Here is a 20,594-nt window from a genome sequence, read left to right as displayed (position 1 = left end):
GTCCCTAGGCTGCGACCCATGCCTTGCACCGGGTCCGCCTGCCATGCCTTCACTCGCCGCTTCCATCACCTTCCAGTTGCTGCTGATCGGTCTGCTGGGCCTCAGCGGTTGCTCGCTGATTCCCGACTATCAGCGGCCGCCCCTGCCGGTGCCCGCGCACCAGGGGCTGTGGCACCGGCAGGACGCTGCCCCCGCGGCGGGCGTTGATCTCAGCCCTGACGAGCGCCAACTGCTGGCCGCGGTCAGCGCTGAAGCTCTCCTGCCAGAGCTGGTGGGCCAGGCGCTGGCGGGCAATCGAGACTACCGGATAACCCAGCTCAGGGTCGAGCAGGCGCGGGCGCAGCTGGGCGCGCGCCAGGCCGACCGCTGGCCCACCTTGGGCCTGGCGGTGCAGCGGCCGCGCCAGCGCTTCGCCGACCAGGCGCTGGACGAGCGCTACCAGCAGGACCTGGCCACCGCCACCCTCGGCGTGGACGCCTTCGAACTGGACTTCTTCGGGCGGGTAGCCAGCCTCGGCGAAGAGGCCCGCCACCAACTGTTGGCCAGCGCCTATGGCCAGCAGGCCGCGCGCGGCGCCTTGGTAGCCGAGGTGGCGCGCCTTTTCCTGCTGGCCCGCGAGGCCGATGCCCAGGTCTTCAGCGCCCAGGCCATGGCGGCCCTCAGCGATGAGCTGGTGCAGCGGACCCGGGCACGCATCGCCGCCGGCGACCTGGCCCCGGCTGCCCTGGAGCCCCTGACCCAGGCCGCCCTGGACGCACGCCAACTGGAGCAACAGCGCCTGAGCCAACGCACCCAGGCCTATGGGGCGCTGGCCTGGATCACCGGCTACCGGCTGGCGCCCTCGCCCAGCGCTGCGCCTGCCCCGGCCGGTCCGCCGCCAGAACTGCCGGGCGAGCTGGCCGACCTGCCCTCCAGCCGCCTGCTGGAGCGTCTCGACGTGCGCGCGGCCGAGGAGCGCCTGCAGGCGGCCAACGCCAGCATAGGCGCGGCCCGTGCCGCCTTTTTCCCGAGCATTCGCCTGAGCACCGCGGTGGGCCTGGCCAGTCCGCAATTGCAGGACCTGTTCAGCGCCGGTCAAGGGCTGCGCCTGCTGACGCCGTCGCTGTCCCTGCCGCTGTTCGACGGCGGGCGCAACCAGGCCAACCTGGACGCCGCCAGGACCGCTCGCGACCTGGCCCTGGCCGCCTACGAACGCACCCTGCAGGACGCCTTTCGCGAACTGGCCGACGGCCTGGAAGAGCGCCGCCTGCTGCTCGCGCAGCGGCAGACCCTGGCCGCCCAGCTGCAGTTGAGCCAGGCGCGCCGACAGCGTCTGGCGCGCCAGTGGCAGGCCGGGGCCGGCGATCCCGGCGCCAGCCTGCAGACCGGTCTCGACGGGCTGCGCGCCGGCGAGGCGCTGCGCCAGACCGACCAGGCCCTGCGCCTCAATCGCCTGCGCCTGTACCGCGCCCTGCACGGCCTCGACCACCCTTCCGCCACCTGAGAGGACTCGCCATGACCCGCACCACCCTGCTGCCGCTGCTGCTCTGCCTGACACCCCTGGCCGGCAAGGCGGCCGACGCCTCGCCCTGGGGCGACCACACCGACGTCAGCCTCGGCCTGGTGGCCGGCGCGGTCAGTCGTTACATGGGTTCGGCCGCCTACCGGCCGCAGTTGCTGCCGCTGGTGGTGGTGCAGCGTGGACCCTTCTTTGCCGACACCAGTCGCGGCCTCGGCCTGCAATGGCAGTCGGCCCAGGGACTGACCCTCAGCGGCGCCCTGAACTACGACTTCGGCCGCGATGACCGCGACAACGCCTCGCGGCCAGGCGCCGACCGCTTGAAGGGTATGGGCGAGGTCGACGGCGCCACGGTGCTAGACCTCAATCTGAGCCAGGCCCTGGCGCCCTGGCTCAGCCTCAACGCCGAGGGCGAATGGCGGCTGGCCGGGGCCCAGCGCGGCAATCGCTATCGCCTGGGCGTGGAAGCCATCGGCCTGCACACCGACCAGGACACCCTGGCGCTGGATCTCGACGCCCACGCCGGTGACCGCCGCTTCAACCAGACCTATTTCGGCGTCACCGCCGCCCAGAGCGCCGCCAGCGGCTTCGCCCCGGCGCGGCTCGACCGGGGCATCTATGCCTATTCCGCCGCGCTGAACTGGTTGCACGCCTTCGATCCGCACTGGAGTTCGGTGGCGACCCTGACCACCACCTACTACGGCGACCAGGCACGCGACAGCCCGCTGCGGCAGCGCGCCACCGCCACCACCGCCCAAGTCGCCCTGACCTACAGCTTCTGATCCTGGAGCCCGCCATGCCTGGCCCGCGCCTGACCTCCGCCCTCGCCTTACTCCTGCTGCTGCCCCTGCTGGGCGGCTGTTCACCCGATGAACGCCCCGGTCCGGTGCCCCTGCGCACCGTCAAGCTCGCGCCGGTCGCGCGCCTTGCGGCCCAGGCCCCGCTGCTACCCGGCCTGGTGCGCCAGCCGCACAGCTCGGCGCTGGCCTTCGAAAATGGCGGCCGGGTGCTGAGGGTGGCCGTGGACGTGGGTGCCCGGGTCGCGGCCGGGCAACTGCTCGCCGAGCAGGACGCCGAACCGGCACGCCTGCACCTGGCCCAGGCCAGCGCTCGGGTGCAGGCCGCTCGGGTGGAGCTGGACCAGCGCCGCGCCGGGCAGCGGCGTGCTCGGCAGCTGTTCGCCGACGGCAACCTGGCCAAGGCCGAGCTGGAAGCCGCCGACGCCGCCCTGGGTGCGGCCCAGGCCCAGCAAGGAGGCGCCGAGGCGGAACTGGCCCTGGCGCGCCGCGCCCTGGCCCAGACCCGGCTGATAGCGCCCTTCGCTGGCCAGATCGTCCTGCGCGCGCCGGAGCCGCTGCGGCTGGTGGGCGCGGGCGAGACCCTGTTCGGGCTGCAGGCCGACGGCGAACGTCAGGTGGTGGTGCAGGTGCCGGCCGCCCTGGCCCAGGGGCTGGCGCCCGGCACTCAGGCCCAGGCCTATGCCACGCGCGACGGCGCGCCCCTGCCGCTCCGGCTGGTCGGTCTTTCACCGCGTGCCGAGCAGGGCCTGCTGCAGGAAGCGGTCTTCGCCCTCGACCAGCAGGCACCGGCCCTGCCCAGCGGCAGCCTGCTGGACGTGCGTCTGCCGCTGCCGGCCCAGGCGCAGCTGGCCGTGCCCCTGGGCGCGCTGCTGCCCGGTCAGAGCGGCAGCGCCGGTCAGGTCTATGTCTACCAGCCGGAGACCCAGCAGGTGAAACCGCGCCCGGTCACGGTGGCGGCCCTGCAGCAGGGCCAGGCGCTGATCGCCAGCGGGCTCGCCGAGGGTGACCAGATCGTGGTGGCCGGCGCCGCCTTCCTGCGCGCGGGCGAGCATGTGCTGCCCTATCGGCCCGGCACCGTGCTCACGGGGGAGTAAGTTATGTCCCTGACCGCTTTCGCCCTGCGCCGGGGTCGCCTGGTGCTCTTTGTCGCCCTGGCCCTGCTGCTCGGCGGTCTCTATGCCTTTCTCGGCTTTCCCTCCCAGGAGGAGCCCAGCGTCACGGTGCGCGACGCCCTGGTCAGCGTCGCCCTGCCCGGCCTGCCCAGCGACCGGGTGGAAGAGCTGCTGGCCAAGCCGCTGGAAGACCGGCTGCGCGAATTGCCCGAACTCAAGACCCTGGTGACCACCCTGAGACCCGGCCAGGCCATCGTCCAGCTCACCGCACGGGACGAGATCACGGACCTGCCGGCGCTCTGGCAACGGGTGCGCAACAAGGTCGCCGAGGTGGCGCAAGAGCTGCCCGAAGGCACCCAGGGGCCGCTGGTGGACGACGACTTCGGGCGGGTGGCGGTGGCGTCCATCGCCGTGACCGCGCCCGGCTTCAGCCCGAGCGAACTGCGCAGCGAAGCCGAACGGCTGCGTCGGGCGCTCTATGACCTGCCCGGGGTGGATCGCATCGCCCTCTATGGCCTGCGGGAAGACCGCGTCACCCTCGACCTGGACGCCACCGCCCTGGCGCGGACCGGTCTTTCGCCCCAGGCCCTGCTGGCGCAGCTGCGGACGCGCAACGCACTGGTCAGCGGCGGCAGCCTGCGCCAGGGCGACCGTGCGCTGAGCCTGGCCGTCGGCGGCGAACTGGCCGATCCCGCCGCGCTGCGCGCCGTGCCGATCCAGCTGGCCGACGGCCGCGCCGTGCCCCTGGCCGAGCTGGCCCGGGTGCGGGTCGAACCCGAACAGCCGCTGCGCAGCGCCGCCTTCTATCGCGGCGAACGCGCCCTGGTGCTGGGCATCGCCATGACCCCGGGACGCAACGTGGAAGCCTTCGGCGCTGCGCTGCACGACCGGCTCAAGGCCCTGGAGGCCAGCCTGCCCGCCGGGTTCGCCCTGCACCGGGTGACCTTCCAGGCCGAGGTGGTCCATCACGCCATGGCGCGCATGCAGCACGTGCTGATGGAGACCATGGTGATCGTCATGGCGGTGGTCATGCTGTTCCTGGGCTGGCGCCTGGGACTGATCGTCGGCGCCATCGTGCCGCTCACGGTGCTGGCGACCCTGCTGGTCATGCGCGCCCTGGGCATCGAACTGCAGACGGTGTCCATCGCCGCGCTGATCCTGGCGCTGGGACTGCTGGTGGACAACGGCATCGTCATCGCCGAAGACATCGAACGACGCCTGCGCGCCGGCGAGGACCGCCGCGCCGCCTGCGAGGCCGCCGGCCGGACCCTGGCCATCCCGCTGCTGACCTCTTCGCTGGTGATCATCCTGGCCTTCTCGCCGTTCTTTCTCGGCCAGACCAGCACCAACGAATACCTGAGGTCCCTGGCCGTGGTGCTGGCGCTGACCCTGCTGGGCTCCTGGGCGCTCAGCCTGACGGTGACGCCGCTGCTCTGCCTGCGCCTGGTGCCGGATCCCACCCATACCGGCGCCAGCACCGACAGCGCCCTGCACCGCGGCTATCGCCGGCTGCTGGAAGCCCTGCTGCGGCACCGGCTGGCCTATCTGCTGGCCATGCTCGGGCTGCTGGTGCTGGCCACCCTCAAGGTGCTCAGCCTGCCCTACGACTTCCTGCCCCCCTCGGATCGCAATCAGTTCCAGATCCCCATCCAGCTGGAACCCGGCACCTCGGCCGAGCGCACCCTGGACCTCATGCAGGGCTTCAGCCGCTGGCTGGGCGCGGATGCCGATATCGTCGAAAGCATCGGCTACGTCGCCGAGGGCGGTCCGCGCATCGTGCTGGGGCTCAATCCGCCGTTGCCCGGTCCCAATGTCGCCTATTTCACCGTGACCACTCGCCCGGACGCCGATCTCGCCCAGGTCATGGCCCGGGTCGGCGCCGAGCTGGCGCGCGGCTATCCCGAGGTGCGCGCCCAGCCCAAGCGCTTTTCCCTGGGTACCACCGAGAGCGGCCTGGCGGTCTATCGCCTGAGCGGGCCGGACGAGGCGGTCCTGCGTCAGCTGGGCAGCGATCTTGCCGACCTGCTCGCCGCCGTCCCCGGGACCCGCGACATCCAGGACGACTGGGGTCCGCGGCTGCTGCGCTATCAGGTCGAGGTCGACCCGGCCCGGGCCCGCGCCGCCGGACTCGACCGGCGCGACCTGGCCCAGACGCTGCAACTGGCAGGCGACGGCCTGAGCGGCGCCCGGTTGCGCGATGGCCAGTATCCGGTCGAGATCGCCGCGCGCAGCCCTGCCCCTGACGGCGATCCAGGCAGCCTGCTGGTCTATCCCCAGGGCGGCGGCGCGCCGCTGCCGCTGGCGGCGGTGGCCCGGATCGAGCTGGCCAGCGAGGCCGGGGTCAAGGTCAGACGCAATCTGCAGCGCACCCTCACGGTCAGCGCGCGCAATCCCGGCATGACCGCCGCCACCCTGGTCGCCACCCTCGCGCCCCAGTTGCCGACCCTGCAGTTGCCGCCCGGCTACCGCCTGGAGCTGGGCGGCGAGAGCGAGGATTCCGCCGCCGCCAACGACGCCCTGCTGCGCTACCTGCCGCTGGCCGCCGTGGCCATGCTGCTACTGTTCCTCTGGCAATTCGATTCCTGGCGCAAGGTACTCATCATCGTTGCCAGCATCCCCTTCATCCTCATCGGCGTGGCCCTGGCGCTCTGGCTGAGTGGCCATCCCTTCGGCTTCATGGCCACCTTCGGCCTGCTGTCCCTGGCCGGCATCATCGTCAACAACGCGGTCTTGCTGCTCGAGCGCATCGAAGCCGAACGCCAGGCCGGCAAGCCCCTGGTGCCGGCGCTGCTCGACGCCGCCGGCGAGCGCCTGCGGCCGATCATCATGACCAAGCTGACCTGCATCCTCGGTCTCATCCCGCTGATGCTCTTTGCCGGTCCCCTGTGGACGGGCATGGCCATCAGCATGATCGGCGGCCTGGCGCTAGGCACCCTGGTGACCCTGGGACTGATCCCGGTGCTCTATGGCTTGCTCCATGGGCGCCGTTAGCGGGCAACCGGGCGCGCGAAGGCGCCGCTTCGCTGGCGCAAAGGCGGGGTGACGTTATGCTGGTAGGGATCCGGCGCCACCCGCTCCTGTGGCCGCCCCTCGCCCCGATGCCCCCGCGCGGGCACCGCCAAGGACTCTCCCATGACCAGACTCCAGTCCCCATCGGAGGCTGTCGCGCTTCCCCCGCTCATCGTGATCGGCGCCTCCGCCGGCGGCATCACCGCGCTGCAGCAGCTGTTCGAGGCCATCGGCACCCAGCTGCCCTTCGCCTTCGTCGTGCTGCAGCATCTACCGCCCAGCAGCTCCAGTGGTCTGCGCAGCCTCCTGCAAAACTGGTCAGCGATGCCGGTCGAGACGGCCGCGAGTGACACCCACCCCAAGCCCGGCACTGTCCATCTGCCCTCGCCCGCCGCCATCCTGACCCTGGAAGACCAGCGTTTTCACACGCGCCCAGCCGAAGGTGGGCAGCGACGGCCGGAAACGGACGCCATCGACGCCTTCCTAGAGAGCCTTTCGCCGCAGGCGGCCGCCCGTACCGTCACGGTGATCCTGTCCGGCAGTGGCATGGACGGCACCGCCGGGGCTATCCACATCCGCCAGTGCGGGGGCACGGTCATTGTCCAGGATCCGCTGACGGCCGCCCATCAGGGCATGCCCAACGCCATCGCCCAGCGCGGTCTGCATCATCTGGCCCTGCCCATCGCCGCTATCGCGCGCTATCTGATCGGCTGCGCCGCGCCGGAGTACCGCTGGCCGGAGCCCACGACCCAGCCGACCCCCCTGGCAACGACCCTGGAGCAGATCCTGGAGCTGATCCGCCGCCAGGCGGCGTTCGACTTCAGCGGCTACAAGACGTCCCCCCTGCTCTGGCGCATCCAGCAGCGTATGGATGTACGCCGGGTCTGGGCCTTCGGCGACTATGCCGCGCTGCTGGAGGACGACCCCGCCGAGCTGGTGGCCCTGGTCAAGGGCATCCCTATCCATGTCACCGAATTCTTTCGCGATCCGGACGCCTGGGACGTACTCGGCGAAGAGGTGCTGCTGCCGCTGCTGAAGCGTCCGGAGACCGAGCCCCTGCGCATCTGGATCCCCGCCTGCTCCACGGGGCAGGAAGCCTATTCGATGGCGATGTTGCTCGACGAACTGCGTACCGCCCATGGCTGCACCACCAGAGCGCAGCTGTTCGCCACCGAGCCGGCCCCGGAGATGCTGGCCCAGGCCAGCCGTGGCGCCTATCGCGGCAGAGAGCTGGCGACGCTGTCACCCGCACGTCTGGAAAGATTCTTCTATGCCGTCGATGGGGCCTATCGGGTTCGGCGCTCCTTGCGCGAGCGCATGGTCTTCGCGGTCCAGGACCTGCTGCTCGACCCACCGTTCGCCGCGATGGATCTGATCAGCTGTCGGAATCTGCTGATCTACCTCGAACCCGAGACCATCGACTTCGTGCTGCAGCTATTGCACGGTGCGCTACGGCCTGGCGGCTATCTGCTGCTGGGCAAGAGCGAGGCCTATCCCCTGCATCGCTTCGGCTTCGAACCCGTGGCCCTGCGCTGGAATCTCCATCGCAAGGCAGGGCCCTTGCCGGGCCCGCCGCCCACCCTGCCCCGGCGACGATCCAGCCGGACAGCGCGCGCCCTCGAAGCCGAGCGCACGGCCCTCGAACACTTCGAGCTGCCGTCGGTGCTGATCGACGTCGAGGGGCAGGTGCTGCGCCTGTACGGCAACACCGAGGCGTTTCTCGGCCTGCCGGTCGGTGAACCGAGCTACCGACTGCTCGATCTGGTGCCCCGCCCCTGGGTCGCCACCCTGCGCCATCACCTCACCGGCGCCCTGCACGGTGGCGAGCCAACGCTGGTCGCGGGCTTGCCGGATCGCTTCGACGCCACCTTGAGCGTCACCTTGCGCATCACGCCCCTGGACGGTCCGGGTCAACAGGATCAGGTGCTGGTGTCCTTCATCCGTCAGTCAGGGAGCGCGGGGACACCCGCGTCTCCAGACGTTTTCGATGACACCCGGGTGGTAGAGGAAGCGGACTGGCGTGAAGCGATCCGTCTTTCCCAGGAAGAGCTCGAAGCCTCCCGCGAGGAGCTGCAGGCGCTCACCGAAGAACTCAAGGCCTTGAACAACGAACTCAAGGACACCAACGACCAGCTGCAACTGAGCAACGAGGACCTGAACCGGGCGAACGATTCGCTGCAGGACCATATCGGGCAGTTGCAGATGCAGCGGCGGGTCCTGTCCTCCGGCGCCGTGATGACCCTCTGCCTGGATGCCGAGCTGAAGATCCTCTGGTTCACCCCGGCCATGACCGACCTGCTGCCGCTGCAACAGGCCGATACCGGGCGGCATGTGCGGGATCTGGTACCGAAATTCCAGGATCCCGAGCTGTTCGAGGACATTCGGCAGGTATTGCAGGATGGCGAGCCCCGCACGGCGGTGGTGCAGTCTCGGGACAGCCGCTGGTTTTTGCGGCGAATCTACCCGGATACGGGCAATCCGCGAGCCGTCGCCGGTGTCGCCGTCACCTTCGCCGATATCACCCTGCGCACCCAGGCGGAGCTGGCACTGCGTGAACGCGAACGCCAGCTGAAACGCAGTCAGCAATGGCTCACCGCGCAGAAGGATGCCTTCCAGTCCGCCATGAGGGGAGAAGGCCTGCGCCGGTCGCTGGGCATTCTGATCCAGGCCCTGATCGCCGAAGCGGGTGATCAGCGCCGGTGCGCCTTCTTTCTCTCCAAGAGCACGGGTCTGAGCCATGTGGTGGGTATGACGGAGCGCTACGCCCGGGACGTGGAGGGTTGCCCGATCTCCCTTGATTCGCTGGCCTGCGGGCTGGCCATCGCGCTGGGTGAGCCGGTCATCACCCGCGATGTGCTGGAGGAGCCGCTCTGGGAATCCCGGGCGTGGATGGCACGTCAATACGACTTCCGTGGCTGCTGGTCCTTTCCGGTCAAGACCGCGGACGGTGAGAGCCTCGGTTCCCTGGCGATGTATTTCCAACATCCCCGACTGCCGGATGCGATGGATCTCGAACTGGCCGCGGCCTTCACCCACACCGCGGCGATCATCATCTGGCGGCACCTGCAACCGGATGGCGAGGCCGTGACCAGCGGCATCGACACCGGGCTGGCAGAGCCCTGATACCGCCCACTCAGGTGGTGGCGCCCAGTTGCCAGGGGACGAATTCGTTCTGCCCGTAGCCGTGCAACTCGCTGCGGCTGCGCTCCCCCGAAGCCAGCGCCAGCAGGCGCTCGAAGATGAAGGCGCCCCGCTCTTCCAGGGTGGTGCTGCCGTCCACCAGGCCCCCGCAATCCACGTCCATGTCGTCGCGCTGGCTCTCCCACAGCCGGGTGTTGGTGGCGATCTTCAGCGACGGCGTCGGTGCGCAGCCATAGGCCGAACCCCTGCCAGTGGTGAAGGCGATCAGGTTGGCGCCGCCCGCCACCTGGCCGGTGGCCGAGACCGGGTCGTAGCCGGGGGTGTCCATGAACACCAAGCCCGGGCTGCGCACCGGCTCGGCGTAGCCATAGACCGCCATCAGATCGGTGGAACCGGCCTTGATCACCGCGCCGAGGGATTTTTCCAGAATGGTGGTCAGGCCGCCGGCCTTGTTGCCCGCCGAGGGGTTGTTGTCCAGGCTGGCGCCGAAGCGGGCGCAATAGTCCTCCCACCAGCGGATGCGTTCCACCAGGCGCTCGCCCACCGCCGGGCTGGCGGCGCGGCGGGTGAGCAGGTGTTCGGCGCCGTAGATTTCCGGCGTTTCCGAGAGGATGGCGGTGCCCCCGGCGGCCACCAGCAGGTCCACCGCCCGGCCCAGGGCCGGATTGGCGCTGATGCCGGAATAGCCGTCCGAGCCGCCGCATTGCAGGCCCAGGACCAGATGCCGCGCGCTGACTGGTTCGCGCTGCACCGCATTGGCCGTGGGCAGCAACGCCTCGACCGCGGCGATGCCACGGGCCACGGTGGCGGTGGTGCCGCCGCTGTCCTGGATATTGAGGGTCTGCAGTCCCGCATGCTCGGCGAGGCCCTGGTCGGCCAGCAGTGAGGGGATCTGGTTGGCTTCGCAGCCGAGGCCGATGAACAGCACGGCGGCGAAGTTGGGGTGGGCCGCGTAGCCGCCCAGGGTGCGGCGCAGCACCGCCATGCCCTCGCCCTGGGTGTCGATGCCGCAGCCGACGCCATGGGTCAGGGCGACCACGCCGTCGACGTTGGGATAGGGCTCCAGCGCCGCGGGGCGGACGTCGCGGCGGAAATGGTCGGCCACCGCCCGGGCCACCGTGGCCGAGCAATTCACCGAGGTGAGGATGCCGATGTAGTTGCGGGTCGCCACCCTGCCATCCGGGCGGACGATGCCGAGAAAGCTGCGCTCGATGGGCGCCGGTGTCCCGCGGGCCTCGATGCCGAAGGCGTGTTCGCGGGCGAAGTCGCCCATGGCCAGGTTGTGTACGTGCACATGGCTGCCGGCGGCGATGGCCTCGCGGGCGAAGCCGATGATCTGGCCATAGCGGCGTACCGGCGCACCCGCGGCGATGGCGCGCACGGCGACCTTGTGCCCGGCGGGCACCGGCTCGCGGACCTGTACGCCCTCCTCCGGCAATTCCAGACCGGGCACCAGCGCCTGGCGGGCGATGAGCACATCGTCTTGCGGGTGCAGACGCAGGGTAGCGCGGGCAGCGGCCGCGGCGCCGCTGCGGGTGATCAATTCCATAGGGGTCTCCATGTCAGCCTTCGAATTTGGTCTGGACCACGCCTGAGGGGTGCCTGATAGCTGCCGATCCACATCAGCCCCGCTCCTCTTCCAGTTGCCGCACGGCCTGTTCCACACCGCGCAATTCCGCCAGGCCCTTGAGCCGGCCGATCAGCGAATAGCCCGGATTGGTCCGCCGCCCCTGGTCATCCAGCAGCTGATGACCATGGTCCGGCCTCATGGGCAGGCGCGCTCCGCCGTCGCGTGCGCGGCGACGCTCCTCGCGCACCAGTTCGCGGATCACCCCGACCATGTCGACGTCGCCGTCCAGGTGATGGGCCTCGTGGAAGCTGCGCGGATCCGCCTCGCGCCGGGTCGCGCGCAGATGGACGAAATGGATGCGCGGCGCGAACTGGCGGGCCATGGCCACCAGGTCGTTGTCGGCGCGCACGCCATAGGAGCCGGTGCAGAAGGTGAGGCCGTTGGCCGGGCTCGGCACAGCATCCAGCAGCCACTGGGCATCGGCGGCGGTGGAGACCACCCGGGGCAGACCCAGCAGCGGTCGCGGCGGATCGTCCGGATGCACCCCCAGGCGGATGCCCACTTCTTCCGCCACAGGCACTACGGTCTGGAGAAAGGTCGCCAGGTGCTCGCGCAGCCGCGCGGCGTCGATGCCGGCATAGGTGGCCAGCAGGGCGCGCAGGTCGGCCACCGTATAGCCCTCCTCGGCCCCCGGTAAACCGGCGATGAGGGTGCGCACCAGTTCGTCGCGACCGGCGTCGTCGAGCCCGGCGTGATAGCGGCGCGCCCGTTCGATCTCCGCGGTGCTGTACTCGGCCTCGGCGCCGTCACGCTGCAGGATGCAGAGATCGAAGGCGGCGAAGGCGTCCTGATCGAATCTCAGCGCCCAGCCGCCGTCGGGCAACCGATGGGCCAGCTGGGTGCGGGTCCAGTCGAGCACCGGCATGAAGTTGTAGCAGACCACGTCGATGCCGCACTGGGCGAGGTTGCGCAGACTCTGGCAGTAGTTCTCCAGATAGCGCTCGCGACCCGGCAGGCCGCGCTTGATGTCTTCGTGGACCGGGATGCTCTCCACCACCGACCAGGACAGCCCCGCCGCCTCGATCAGCGCCTTGCGCTCGGCGATGGCGGCCACCGGCCAGACCTCGCCATTGGCGATCTCGTGCAGCGCCGTGACGATGCCGGTGGCCCCGGTCTGGCGGATGTCGGCGAGAGAGATGGGATCGCGCGGGCCGAACCAGCGCCAGGTGTGTTCCATGTCAGACTCCTTGCTCGGTCAGATCGGCGATGGCCGCTTCGATGCCCGCCGCGGCGATGCGCGCGTGGGCCCGTTGCACCGCGGCGCGAAAGACGGGGTGCGCGGCCAGGTCAGGGGGAAAGACCTCGGCCAGCGCCAGCACGGCGTCCACCCGCGCCGCGCCCGTAGGCAAGGCGGCCAGGGTGGCGCGCAGGGGATCGTCCAGCGCCTCGCCCTCGCCTTCACCATAGTGGATCCAGGCCGCCACGCCGAGGGCGGTGCAGGCCGGATCACCGCCCTGCTCCAGCAGCTGCCGGGCGCCCAGCAGCCAGCGTTGCGGCAGCTTCTGCGAGCCGTCCATGGCGATCTGCCGCAGGCGGTGCTGCAGGGCATCGTTGCGGAAGCGAGCGACCAGCGCCTGGGCATAGCCCGGCAGATCCACGCCTTCCGGCATGTCCAGGGTCGGCGCCGCCTCGCGACTCATGTAGCGGTGCACCAGGGCCGCCAGGCGTTCATCGGCCATGGCCTCGGCCACGGTGCCGTGACCGGCCAGGCTGCCGACATAGGCCAGCAGCGAATGGCTGCCATTGAGCAGGCGCAGCTTCATGGTCTCGAAGGGGCGGACGTCCGCCACCATCTGCACCCCTTCCCGTTCCCAGTCCGGGCGCCCTTGCGGAAAGCGGTCCTCGACCACCCACTGGCTGAAGGCCTCGCCGACCACGGCGGCCGGGTCATCGCAGCCGAGATCGCGCAACCGCGCGAAGGCGGCTTCGTCCATGGCCGGAACGATGCGATCCACCATGCTGCAGGGAAAGGCCACCTCGGTAGCGATCCAGGCCGCCAGCCCGGCGTCCTGGGCCTCGGCGAGGGACACCACCGCCTGGCGGGTCCGCTGGCCGTTGTCCGGCATGTTGTCGCAGCAGAGGACGGTGAAGGGCGCGATGCCGGCCGCCCGGCGCCGGCGCAGGCCTTCCACCAGCAGCCCCGGCGCGGTGCGCGGCGCCCGCGGTTCGGTTAGGTCGTGGACGATGCCGGGATCGTCGCGGCGCAACGCGCCGCTGGCCGGACTCAGGCAATAACCCTTTTCCGTCACCGTCAGAGTGACGATGCGCACCCCGGGATCGGCCAGCCGGGCCAGCAGGGCCTCGCGCCCGGCCCCGCCGTCGCCGGCGTAGAGCACCTCGCGCAGGACGCCGATCTCGCGCAGCACCCCTTCGCGCCGGTTGCGGTATTCGGCCACGTGATAGCGACCCTGCTGGGCGCTGAGGGTCTCCACCAGCGCCCGCCCCGATCTCAGGTTGGCGCTGCACAGGCCCCAGGCGCCGCCGCCATGGCGGGCCAGGTTGCGCTCCAGGTAGACCGCCTGGTGGGCACGATGGAAGGCGCCCAGGCCCAGGTGGACGATGCCGATGGCGGGCGCCGGATAGCGCGAAGGAATACGTTCGAAATCGCTCATCGGGCGCCTCCAGTGGCCAGCTCGGCGGGTGCGTCCGCCGGCCGCTCGGCCAGCGGCTTGACGAAGCGCGCCACGCACAGCGAACCGATCACGGTCAGGGTGCCGGCCAGCAGGAAGGCGCTGGTGAAGGCCCCGGTGAATTGCACCAGGTAGCCGGTCACCGCCGGGCCGATGATGCCCGAGGTGTTGGCCAGGAAGTGCATGAAGCCGCTCACCCCGCCCACCCGCGCCGCCGGCACCGTGTCCTGGATGATCGCCCAGTAGATCGCCCCGGTCAGGTAGAGGAAGAACACCGAGAGCGCCACCAGGGCCACCGCGGCATAGAGGGTGCTGACCAGGCCGGCCACGGCGATGCACAGGGCGCAGGCCAGCAGGCAGCTCACCAGCACCACCTTGCGCGAGAACATCAGCCGGCCGGTCTTGCGGAACACCCAGTCGGACAGATAGCCGCCCACCGCCAGGCCGATGAAGCCCAGCACCCAGGGGATCACCGTGGCGATGCTCATGTCCTTCACGTTGAGGCCATAGGCCTGGATCAGGTAGCTGGGAAACCAGGTCAGGAAAAAGAACAGAGTGTAGTTGTAGGCGAAGAACGCCAGGGCGGTGAAGAGCACCGTGGGCTGGCGCAGGTAGTACTTGAGCGGCCTGACCTCGGTGTCCACCACGGCCACGGCGCGCTCCTCGGCGGTGATGTCGGCGGCCAGCTGGCCGGTTGGCTTGTCCTTGATCCAGAGGTACCAGACCACCGCCCAGACGAAGCCGATCAGCATGATGACGACAAAGGACACCTTCCAGCCATAGGTCACCGCGATCACCCCGACAATGGGGCCGGAGATGGCGCCGCCCAGGGGGGTGCCCGACATCGACAGGCCCAGGGTGCGGCCGCGGTTGTGGGGCGCGTACCAGTTGTTGACCATCTTGCTGGTGGAGACGCTCAGGGGCCCCTCGGCCATGCCGAACAGCACCCGGATCACGATCAGCGCGGCAAAGCCCGAGGCCAGCACCGTCAGGCCGCTGAACGCCGACCAGAGCACCATGGCCAGCAGCAGCGTGGTCTTGGCGCCATAGCGGTCGGCGGCCCAGCCACCGATGAAGTTGAACGCCGCATAGCCGACGAAGAAGGCGCTGAACAGCAACCCCATCTCGCCGGCGCTGAGCGCGAAGTCCTTCTGGATCAGCGGCGCCGCCACCGACAGCGCCGAGCGATCCAGATAGTTGACGACCCCCGCCAGGAACAGCATGACGAGTACCAGTCCACGACCTTGTCCAGCCATTTGTTACCTCCCGCTCATTGTCTTTATTCGGTAAGGCATCGCAGCGGCGCCCCTTGGGGAGCCCGTGTTGTCAGGCGTTGCCACCCCATTGCACCAGCACCTTGCGGGTCTGCTCGGGGTGCCTTTCGATCAGCTCGATGGCACCCGGCATCTCCTGGCTGGCCACCTGGTGGCTGATCAGCGCCGCGGCATCCAGCCGGCCCGCCGCCAGCAGCTCGATGACCCGCGGAAAGCGGCCGTTGTTGAGCCGCGAGCCCACCAGCGTCAATTCCTTCTTGATGATCTCCAGCTGCACCAGCTCGCTGGGCGTGGCGCTGAAGCCCAGCAGGCCGATGCGCCCGGCCGGCGACGCCAGCCGGACGATCTCCGGCAGCAAGGCCGGATGGCAGGCGGCGTCGACGATCAGCGGCACGCCCTCGCCGCCGGTGGCTTCGCGCATGGCCGCCTCGACGCTGGTCTCGCGGCCATTGAGGGTGCGGGTCGCGCCCAGGGCCCGGGCGGTGGCCAGTCGATCGTCCAGCACATCGGTCACCGTGATGTCGGCGATGCCCAGCGCCCGGGCCATCTGCACCAGGGTCAGGCCGATCACGCCGGCGCCGTAGATCAGCAGGCCGTCTCCGGGCAGGAATTGCATCCGCTCCAGCACATTGAGGGCGATGCTGTAGGGCTCGACCAGGGCGGCCTGGGCCAGCGGCAGACCGGGCGGCAGGCGATGGGCGTTGCCGGCGGGTACGCAGACCTCTTCGCTGAAGCCGCCATCGCGGTGCACCCCCAGCACCTGCAGGCGACTGCAGACATTGGGCCGGCCGATGCGGCAGGGATAGCAGCTGCCGCAGGCGATCACCGGATCGACGCAGACCGGATCGCCCACCGCCAGGCCGCTCACGCCCTCGCCCACCTCGCGCACCACGCCGGCGAACTCGTGGCCGGTGACGCGGGGAAAGCGCACGAAGGCGTTCTGCCCATGGATGATGTGCATGTCCGAGCCGCAGATGCCGGCATAGGCCACCCCGACGCGGACCTCACCGGGCGCCAGCGTGGGTACCGCGACCTCTGCGATGCTGAATTCGTGGGGCGCTCTGACCTGAAAGGCTTTCATCCTGGACTCCTCCTTCACCAGTGCCACAGGGTGCCATCCACCAGCCGGTTCACCGGCAGGCTGGCGCGTTTGTACGGATAACGGGCGGCGAGGTCTTCATCGATGTCCACGCCGTGGCCGGGCACCTCGCCCGGGGTGAAATGGCCGTCCGCGAAGCGATAGGCATGGGGAAAGACCTCCTCGATGCGCGCCTCGTGGGGCATGTGCTCCTGGATGCCGAAGTTGGGCACCCAGGTGTCGAAGTGCAGCGCCGCGCCCATGCACACCGGCGACAGGTCGGTGGCGCCATGGAAGCCGGTGCGCACCTGGTAGAGCGCGGCCAGATCGGCGATGCGCCTCATGTGGGTGATGCCGCCGGCATGCACCAGGGTGGCGCGGATATAGTCGATCAGCTGCTCCTGGATCAGCTCGCGGCAGTCGTGGATGGAATTGAACACCTCGCCCACCGCCAGCGGCGTGGTCGTGTGCTGGCGGATCAGGCGGAAGGCCTCCTGGTTTTCCGCCGGGGTGCAGTCCTCCAGCCAGAACAGGTTGTATTCCTCGACCCTCTTGCCCAGCCGTCCCGCCTCGATGGGCGTCAGCCGGTGGTGCACGTCGTGCAGCAGGTGCAGGTCGTCGCCAAAGCGCTCGCGCACCGCGGCGAACAGCTTGGGCACGTGATTGAGGTACTTGGCGGTGTCCCAGACGTGCTCGGCCGGCAGGTCGCTGTCGGCCGGCTCGTAGCGCTCGCCCTCGCGCTTGGCCACGCCGTAGGTGGTGGGAATGCCCGGCACCCCGCACTGCACCCGCACCGCGCGATAGCCCTGCTCCACATGGCGGGCCACCTCGTCCAGGCAGCTCTCGATGTCCTTGCCGGTGGCGTGGCCATAGACCATCACCCGCTCGCGACTCTTGCCGCCGAGCAGCTGGTACAGCGGCATACCGGCGGCCTTGGCCTTGAGATCCCAGAGCGCCACGTCCACCGCGGCGATGGCGGTCATGGTGACCGGTCCGCGCCGCCAGTAGGCGCCGCGATAGAGGTACTGCCAGATGTCTTCGATGCGATGGGCGTCGCGACCGATCAGCGCCGGCAGCACGTGCTCTTCCAGGTAGGCCACCACCGCCAGTTCGCGGCCGTTGAGGGTGGCGTCGCCGAGGCCATAGAGGCCTTCGTCGGTGACGATCTTGAGGGTGACCAGGTTGCGACCGGGACAGGTGACGATGACGCGGGCTTCGGTGATCTTCATGGCTTCAGGCCTGGGCAGTGAGCGCGGGAATCAGGGGCGGCAGCGCCGGCATGGCGGCGCGCGGGATGAGTGCACCGGGATGCTGGATGACCGTGGCGGCGAGGCGATGCCCCCAGGCGGCGGCCACCTCGGGCGCCCCGCCCTGGAGGCGGCAGGCCAGGTAGGCGGCGCTGAAGGAATCCCCGGCGGCGGTGGTGTCCACCACTCGGGCCACGGCTTCGCCGGCCACCTCCTGGCGCCCCTGGCGATGCTGCAGCAGGCAGCTGCGCGCGCCGCGCTTGAGCGCCACCTCGGCCACGCCCCACTCGGCGTACTGGGCAAGCAGCGCCGCCTCGTCGGCGAAGCCGAACAGCGCGGCGTCGTCCTCCCAGGTCACCAGCGCCAGGTCGGCGAGCTGCAGCAACCGGTGATAGGCCGTGCGCGCCGCCTGCAGATTCGGCCACAGCCGCGGCCGGTAATTGTTGTCGAAGACGATGCGGGTGCCGGCGGCGCGCGCCTGGCGCAGGGCCTCCAGCAACCGCTCGCGACCGGTATTGGTCAGCACCGCCAGGCTGATGCCGCTGAGATAGAGCAGCTGATACTCGGCCAGGGCCGCCAGCAGCGGCTGCGCCTCCGCGCCGTCGAAACACTCCCGCGCCGCCGCCTCGCCGCGCCAGTAGAGAAAGCGCCGCTCGCCGTCGGCATCGGTCTGGATCAGATAGAGTCCCGGCAGACGCCCGGGCAATACCCGCACCCGCGCGTCACTCACCCCCTCCTCCCGCCAGCGTGCGCGCATGGCCTGGCTCAGGCTGTCGTCGCCCACCGCGGTAAGGTAATCCACCTGCACCGGGTCGTCGCCGAGCAGCCGCCGCAGATAGACCGCCGCATTCAGGGTATCGCCGCCAAAGGCCTGGCCCAGCTGGCCATCTTCCTGACTGCGCAACTCGACCATGCATTCGCCGATGAGGCCGATGCGGGTCAGGGGGGACGAAACGAGGGGTAGCGTCATGCAGACTCCTGAGGATGATCCGGAACCCGGACGCGGCAGGCGGACACCGCCAGGCCGGTCACGCCGGGATCGAGGCGAAAGCTGCGCCCGGCCAGGGGTTGCGCCTGGCGGGCGGAATCATCGAGACCCACCCGGGCGGTGGTGATCAGCAACTGCTCCAGGCGCGCGCCATAGAAGGCGCAGGAGGTGACCCGCGCCACCGGCAGCTCCACCCAGGCGAGCAATACGCCCTCGGCGCTCCAGCGACTCAGGCGATAGCCGTCCCAGTGGGCGATCCACAGGGCGCCCTCGCTGTCCACGGCCAGGCCATCGGGCACGCCGGGCTGCTCGCCGAAGTCGATGAGGGTGCGCCCGCGACCGAGCTGGCCGCTGGCGAGATCGAAGTCGAAGGCCTGCACCCGGCGGGTGGGCGAATCTATGTAGTAGAAGGTCCGGTTGTCCGGGCTCCAGCCCAGACCGTTGGACACGGTGATGCCGTCGAGCACCTGATGCAGTTGGCCATCCAGGTCCAGGCAATACAGCCGGCCACCGCCGGGCGCCTCGTCGAGCAGCGTGGTACCCAGCCAGAAGCGGCCGAGCGCATCGCACTTGCCGTCATTGAAACGGTGCTGAGGCCCATGGACCGCCCGGGGCGGCTGCGCAATGGGCGTCGGCTGGGCGGCGCCGGCGGCCAGGCGCCAGACGCCGTCGCTCAGGGCCAGCCAGGTGGAGCCATCGACATGGGGCACGGCGCAGCCCAGCGGTTGGCCGAACTCCAGCACCTCGACCGGAGCCGCCGGCTGCGGCGCGGCGCGCAACAGGCGACCGGCCAGGATATCCACCCACAGCAGGCGCTGCTGTCGGGTATCCCAGACCGGGCCTTCGCCCAGTTCATCGCTATGGTCGAACAGATACTCAGGTGGCGCCATGCTGGGTCTCCTCCACGAAGCGCAGCGGTATCAGCACCAGCAGGCAGCTCAGGGCGAGCATGGCGTAGCTCCAGTGCCAGCCGAAATGCTCGATCACGTAGCCGGCCACCGGCCCCACCAGAAAGCCCGCCAGGCCCAGGCCCACGCCAATCAGCAGACCCAGGCCGCTGCCGGCCGCGCGGGGCGAGGAATCCACCGCCAGCGAATAGAGCACCACATAGGGCGAGTTGCGGAACAGGCCCCAGGCCAGCAGCAGGGTCCAGGCCATGGCGCGGCTGTCGATGAACATGCACAGCGCCACGCAGATCGAGAAACCGACGGTCAGGATGCCCAGCGCGAACTTGCGACCGCGGTGATCGCTCAGCGTCCCCCAGAAGATCTGCCCCGCCCAGCCCACCAGCCCCGAGGCGCCGGAGATCACCGCGGCCTCGGCCAGGCTCAGCTCCAGCTGGCTTGTGAGCTGGTAGGTCAGAAAGGTGGCCACGCCCATCTCGGTCCAGAGAAACAGGAAGTTCATCACCAGGCAGAGGCGCACGTTGCGCTCGGCAAAGGCCTGGCGCAGGTTGCTCAGCGGATTGCGCGAGACCGGCGCGGCGGTGTCGACCGGCACGGTCAGCCCCTCCTCGCGGATCCAGGCATAGACCTGTTCCTCGTTGCGGCGGCGGCCGAGGTAGAGCTGCAGCAGGATGATCGGCAGACCGATCAGGGGAATCCAGAGAAAGGTGGCGCGCCAGTCGCCATTGGCCAGGATCAACCCCATCAAAACCGGGCCGACGAATTGACCCAGGGGCATGCCGGTATGGTGGACGCCCAGGGCGAAGCCGCGATTTTCCTTTTGCCAGAATTCGCTGGCCACGGCGATGTTGACCGGCTCCATGGCGCCGGTGCCCAGGCCCATGGTGAATCTCAGCACCTGCAGGGCGCCCAGCGAGCGCGCGTACACGGTGGCGAAGGCCGAGCCTATGGTCAGGGCGCAGGCTCCCACCCAGCTCCAGGCACGGCGGTGGCCGGTACCGACGCTGTCGGCCAGCACCCCCACCACCAGAGCGCCGACCAGGGTGCCGACGAAACTCAGCGAACTGAGCCAGCCGCCCTGGGCGGCGTCCAGTCCGAATTCCTGCATGATCGCCGGCAGCACGGTCGGCAACAGCTGGCGATCCACCGAAATCATCAGCATCGCCAGGGTGGTGATGCCCAGCATCTGCCAGGACACCGGATGTGCACGGGGCAGCCAGCGGGGGGTACGAACGGCAGGCGCCAATGCGCGCGGGGCCTTGGTCATGGATTTCATCGTCGC

Annotated in this window: 14 protein-coding genes; 5 read left to right on the top strand and 9 right to left on the bottom strand. The window is 69.9% G+C overall.

All coding sequences use genetic code 11. From position 1 onward, the window contains the following. Positions 1–43 precede the first annotated feature (43 nt). The 5 genes from PSEK12I1_RS0115105 (at position 44) to PSEK12I1_RS0115085 (ending at position 9,542) form a co-directional block, all read left to right on the top strand. Positions 44–1,483, top strand: a complete 1,440-nt coding sequence (locus PSEK12I1_RS0115105) for an efflux transporter outer membrane subunit (protein ID WP_027602070.1) — start codon at positions 44–46, stop codon at positions 1,481–1,483. A gap of 11 nt (positions 1,484–1,494) precedes the next feature. Then, positions 1,495–2,280, top strand: a complete 786-nt coding sequence (locus PSEK12I1_RS0115100; RefSeq protein ID WP_027602069.1) for a MipA/OmpV family protein — start codon at positions 1,495–1,497, stop codon at positions 2,278–2,280. A gap of 14 nt (positions 2,281–2,294) precedes the next feature. Continuing rightward, entirely contained in the window at positions 2,295–3,392 is a 1,098-nt protein-coding gene (locus PSEK12I1_RS0115095; protein ID WP_051399123.1) for an efflux RND transporter periplasmic adaptor subunit, read from the top strand. A 3-nt stretch (positions 3,393–3,395) separates the two neighbouring features. After that, positions 3,396–6,401: an efflux RND transporter permease subunit gene (locus PSEK12I1_RS0115090; RefSeq protein WP_027602067.1), complete on the top strand. Its 3,006-nt coding sequence runs from the start codon at positions 3,396–3,398 to the stop codon at positions 6,399–6,401. A gap of 141 nt (positions 6,402–6,542) precedes the next feature. Further along, on the top strand, positions 6,543–9,542 hold the full coding sequence (locus tag PSEK12I1_RS0115085) for a chemotaxis protein CheB (protein WP_027602066.1): 3,000 nt from the start codon (positions 6,543–6,545) through the stop codon (positions 9,540–9,542). A 10-nt stretch (positions 9,543–9,552) separates the two neighbouring features. Here PSEK12I1_RS0115085 and PSEK12I1_RS0115080 read toward each other — a convergent pair whose 3' ends face one another. From PSEK12I1_RS0115080 to PSEK12I1_RS0115040, 9 genes are all read right to left on the bottom strand, one after another. Beyond that, positions 9,553–11,109 carry a UxaA family hydrolase gene (locus PSEK12I1_RS0115080; protein WP_027602065.1) on the bottom strand — a complete coding sequence of 519 codons (1,557 nt, stop codon included), beginning with the start codon at positions 11,107–11,109 and terminating at the stop codon, positions 9,553–9,555. 73 nt (positions 11,110–11,182) lie between these two features. Then, the gene (gene uxuA / locus PSEK12I1_RS0115075; RefSeq protein WP_027602064.1) at positions 11,183–12,367 is read right to left on the bottom strand and encodes a mannonate dehydratase; all 1,185 of its coding nucleotides are present in this window, start codon (positions 12,365–12,367) and stop codon (positions 11,183–11,185) included. A 1-nt stretch (position 12,368) separates the two neighbouring features. After that, complete coding sequence (locus PSEK12I1_RS0115070) at positions 12,369–13,802, bottom strand: mannitol dehydrogenase family protein (protein WP_027602063.1); 1,434 nt, start codon at positions 13,800–13,802, stop codon at positions 12,369–12,371. Beyond that, complete coding sequence (locus PSEK12I1_RS0115065; protein ID WP_027602062.1) at positions 13,799–15,076, bottom strand: MFS transporter; 1,278 nt, start codon at positions 15,074–15,076, stop codon at positions 13,799–13,801. The genes PSEK12I1_RS0115070 and PSEK12I1_RS0115065 overlap by 4 nt, the downstream gene beginning before the upstream one ends. A gap of 70 nt (positions 15,077–15,146) precedes the next feature. Continuing rightward, positions 15,147–16,175: a Zn-dependent oxidoreductase gene (locus PSEK12I1_RS0115060; protein WP_027602061.1), complete on the bottom strand. Its 1,029-nt coding sequence runs from the start codon at positions 16,173–16,175 to the stop codon at positions 15,147–15,149. A 14-nt stretch (positions 16,176–16,189) separates the two neighbouring features. Continuing rightward, positions 16,190–17,401: a D-mannonate dehydratase ManD gene (gene manD, locus PSEK12I1_RS0115055; RefSeq protein WP_027602060.1), complete on the bottom strand. Its 1,212-nt coding sequence runs from the start codon at positions 17,399–17,401 to the stop codon at positions 16,190–16,192. 4 nt (positions 17,402–17,405) lie between these two features. Further along, on the bottom strand, positions 17,406–18,389 hold the full coding sequence (locus PSEK12I1_RS0115050) for a sugar kinase (RefSeq protein ID WP_027602059.1): 984 nt from the start codon (positions 18,387–18,389) through the stop codon (positions 17,406–17,408). Beyond that, the gene (locus tag PSEK12I1_RS23840) at positions 18,386–19,297 is read right to left on the bottom strand and encodes an SMP-30/gluconolactonase/LRE family protein (protein ID WP_051399122.1); all 912 of its coding nucleotides are present in this window, start codon (positions 19,295–19,297) and stop codon (positions 18,386–18,388) included. Before PSEK12I1_RS23840 ends, PSEK12I1_RS0115050 begins: the two co-directional genes overlap by 4 nt. Continuing rightward, positions 19,284–20,579, bottom strand: coding sequence for an MFS transporter (locus PSEK12I1_RS0115040; protein ID WP_231501011.1), 1,296 nt, complete (start codon positions 20,577–20,579; stop codon positions 19,284–19,286). The genes PSEK12I1_RS23840 and PSEK12I1_RS0115040 overlap by 14 nt, the downstream gene beginning before the upstream one ends. Positions 20,580–20,594: the final 15 nt, after the last annotated feature.

The sequence above is a fragment of the Pseudomonas sp. MOIL14HWK12:I1 genome (assembly GCF_000510705.1).
Lineage (GTDB): Bacteria > Pseudomonadota > Gammaproteobacteria > Pseudomonadales > Pseudomonadaceae > Chryseomonas > Chryseomonas oryzihabitans.
Note: the sequence above shows the minus strand (reverse complement) of the source record. Positions and strands in the feature narration are given on the sequence as shown.